At 34.9% G+C, this 2,465-nt stretch carries 3 protein-coding genes; 2 read left to right on the top strand and 1 reads right to left on the bottom strand.

Annotation, left to right across the window (positions count from 1 at the left end; translation table 11 throughout):
* Positions 1 to 187: 187 nt before the first annotated feature.
* A complete protein-coding gene (locus EKM64_RS11235; protein WP_125678558.1) occupies positions 188 to 550 on the bottom strand; it encodes a CvfD/Ygs/GSP13 family RNA-binding post-transcriptional regulator in 363 nt (120 codons plus the stop codon).
* 77 nt (positions 551 to 627) lie between these two features.
* On the opposite strand from EKM64_RS11235, the gene EKM64_RS11230 reads away from it, so the two are divergent.
* Complete coding sequence (locus EKM64_RS11230) at positions 628 to 1,620, top strand: NAD(P)/FAD-dependent oxidoreductase (protein WP_125678556.1); 993 nt, start codon at positions 628 to 630, stop codon at positions 1,618 to 1,620.
* Between the two features lie 94 nt (positions 1,621 to 1,714).
* Complete coding sequence (locus EKM64_RS11225) at positions 1,715 to 2,365, top strand: DedA family protein (RefSeq protein WP_164505372.1); 651 nt, start codon at positions 1,715 to 1,717, stop codon at positions 2,363 to 2,365.
* Positions 2,366 to 2,465: the final 100 nt, after the last annotated feature.

The following is a 2,465-nucleotide window of genomic DNA, read 5'->3' as shown; positions in this document are numbered from 1 at the left end:
CGACTCAATTATCTTATCAATTGGACAAGTTAATGTCAACAACTTTTTAAAATAATTTTTTGAAGGTAAAGATGAATGAAACTCATCAATACGTTGTCGCCGTTGCTCTGTCGCAACAACAGGTAATATATTACCAATTAGAATTGCGTCTTGCAACCCCTTTTTGAAAAAAAATGTGATTTTTTTATTATTTCTCTATAATTTCACTAATTGCTTCATCTATCCAACGTTTTCTTTGACTCTGAATCGTTTGAAAACCAATCTTGTCCTTATAATCGGTCCAGAAGTGTTTATGTAAGATTGGATGCCCTATCTTTTGTTTATGTAATGCACGTATTGACAGGCTTATCTTATGATTAAATTCATCTATTCCCATAACTATTACTTCTACTTTGTCACCAATACGATACATGTTTTCAACATTAGGTACATAGCCATGACGTAATTCTGAAATATGTATCAACCCTTGTTGACCATTTTCAAGTTTTACAAAAATTCCATACTTTTGCACTCCTGACACTTGTCCTGAGAGTTTATCTCCTATTTTCATGAGCTTACCTCCTTTATTTTTAGTTATGTTCTATGCAACAATATATTCTAACAGATTGAAAAGAATGGTGACATATTATGAATAAGAAAATTTACGACATAGCAATTATTGGTGGTGGCCCTGCTGGGATCTTTGCCGCATACTATGCTCGTATGCGCAAATTAAACGTCGCTTTAATAGAAAGTTTGCCTAAACTAGGGGGGCAACCTGAGACACTCTACGCTCAAAAAGAAATTTTTGACATTGCGGCTCTGCCTAAAGTATCTGGAGCAGACTTGGCCACGTCATTAATAGATCAATTACATCTACTAGGCTGTGATGAATACCTAGATACCTCTGTTACCGATCTAAAACTAGATGATGGTGTCTGGAACATATCTACTAGTAAAGAGTCTATTGTTTCAAAAAGTATTGTCATCGCTATCGGTAATGGTGCATTTAAACCTCGTAAGCTAACCTTTGACTATGATCCTTTATTAGAAGAAAACAATCTTAGTTACTTTGTAAATAACATTGAAGATTTTCGTAATAAGGACGTGGCAATTGCTGGTGGTGGCGACTCAGCTGTTGACTGGGCCATTCATCTGAACAGCGTGGCGAGATCTACTTCATTGATTCATAGAAGAAACAAATATCGTGCTATGGAATCTAGTGTTTCTGATCTCAACGAGTCTAATGTTGAACAGCTTAATCCATATATCATCAAGAATGTTAACTTTAACCAAGACGATCACGACAAAATTAATGTTACTTTGAAGATGATTAAGTCTGATGAGATCAAAACGATCACGATCGATAAATTGTTAGTAAATTATGGTTTCGTTTCTGACTCAAAGATTTTGCATGATTGGAATTTAGATCTTGAAGGTCCATTCATCAAAGTTGATCGCGAGATGGAAACCAATTTGCCAAATGTATTTGCTATCGGAGATATTATTACATACCCAGGGAAACTTCAATTAATTGCAACTGCGTTTGCTGAAGGCCCGATTGCTGTTACAAAAGCTTTACGTAACATGTATCCTGAACGTGATTATTTCGAACATAGTACATCCCTCTTTAAACAATAATTAAAATTTTTCAATTTTTTAAACTTAATTTAAGCTAAGATAGTATAATGAAGTTTAATCTGAAAATTTTGGAGTTGATTGATTGAGTTATGTAATGAGTCTAGTCGATTTTATTCTGCATATTGACAGTCATATGGTCAATATCGTTAATAACTTCGGACTATGGACGTATTTAATACTATTTCTAATCATTTTCATTGAAACCGGGGTTGTTATTTTACCTTTCCTTCCCGGAGATTCGTTGATTTTTGCTGCTATGGCATTGGCCGCTAATCCTGATTATGGATTGAACCCTCTGGTCATGTTCGTGATTTTCTTTGCAGCAGCAACGTTGGGCGACTCAATGAATTATGAAATTGGTGAACATTTTGGGCAATTTGCAACTGAGAATAAGTATCTAAGTAAACTAATAAATAAAGAGCACCTTGACGAAGCACATGGATTCTTTGAGAGACATGGTGGTAAAACAATCGCAATTGGACGTTTTATTCCATTGATTCGAACTTTCGTTCCTTTCGTAGCTGGTAGTGGAACGATGAAATACACTAAATTCCTTAAATTTAATGTATTGGGAGCATTTCTGTGGGTCTTGGTTTGCTCATTAGCCGGTTATCTATTTGGTAACATCCCTGTAGTACAAGAACATTTTTCAATGATAATCTTAGGAATCGTACTTGTATCATTGATTCCTGTCTTGATTACAGCACTTAAAGGGCGTAAAAAGAAAGCTTCAACTGAAGAATAAAAAAAGGACTTTGCATTTACGATTGTAATGAACCCCTTGCATTGGAGAAATCCAAGCAAGGGGTTTTTATTATGCCAAAGTATTCTGTTGAAACTAAAAT

The organism is Companilactobacillus keshanensis, from assembly GCF_003946205.1.
GTDB lineage: Bacteria > Bacillota > Bacilli > Lactobacillales > Lactobacillaceae > Companilactobacillus > Companilactobacillus keshanensis.
This window is presented reverse-complemented; position numbering and strand designations above follow the sequence as displayed.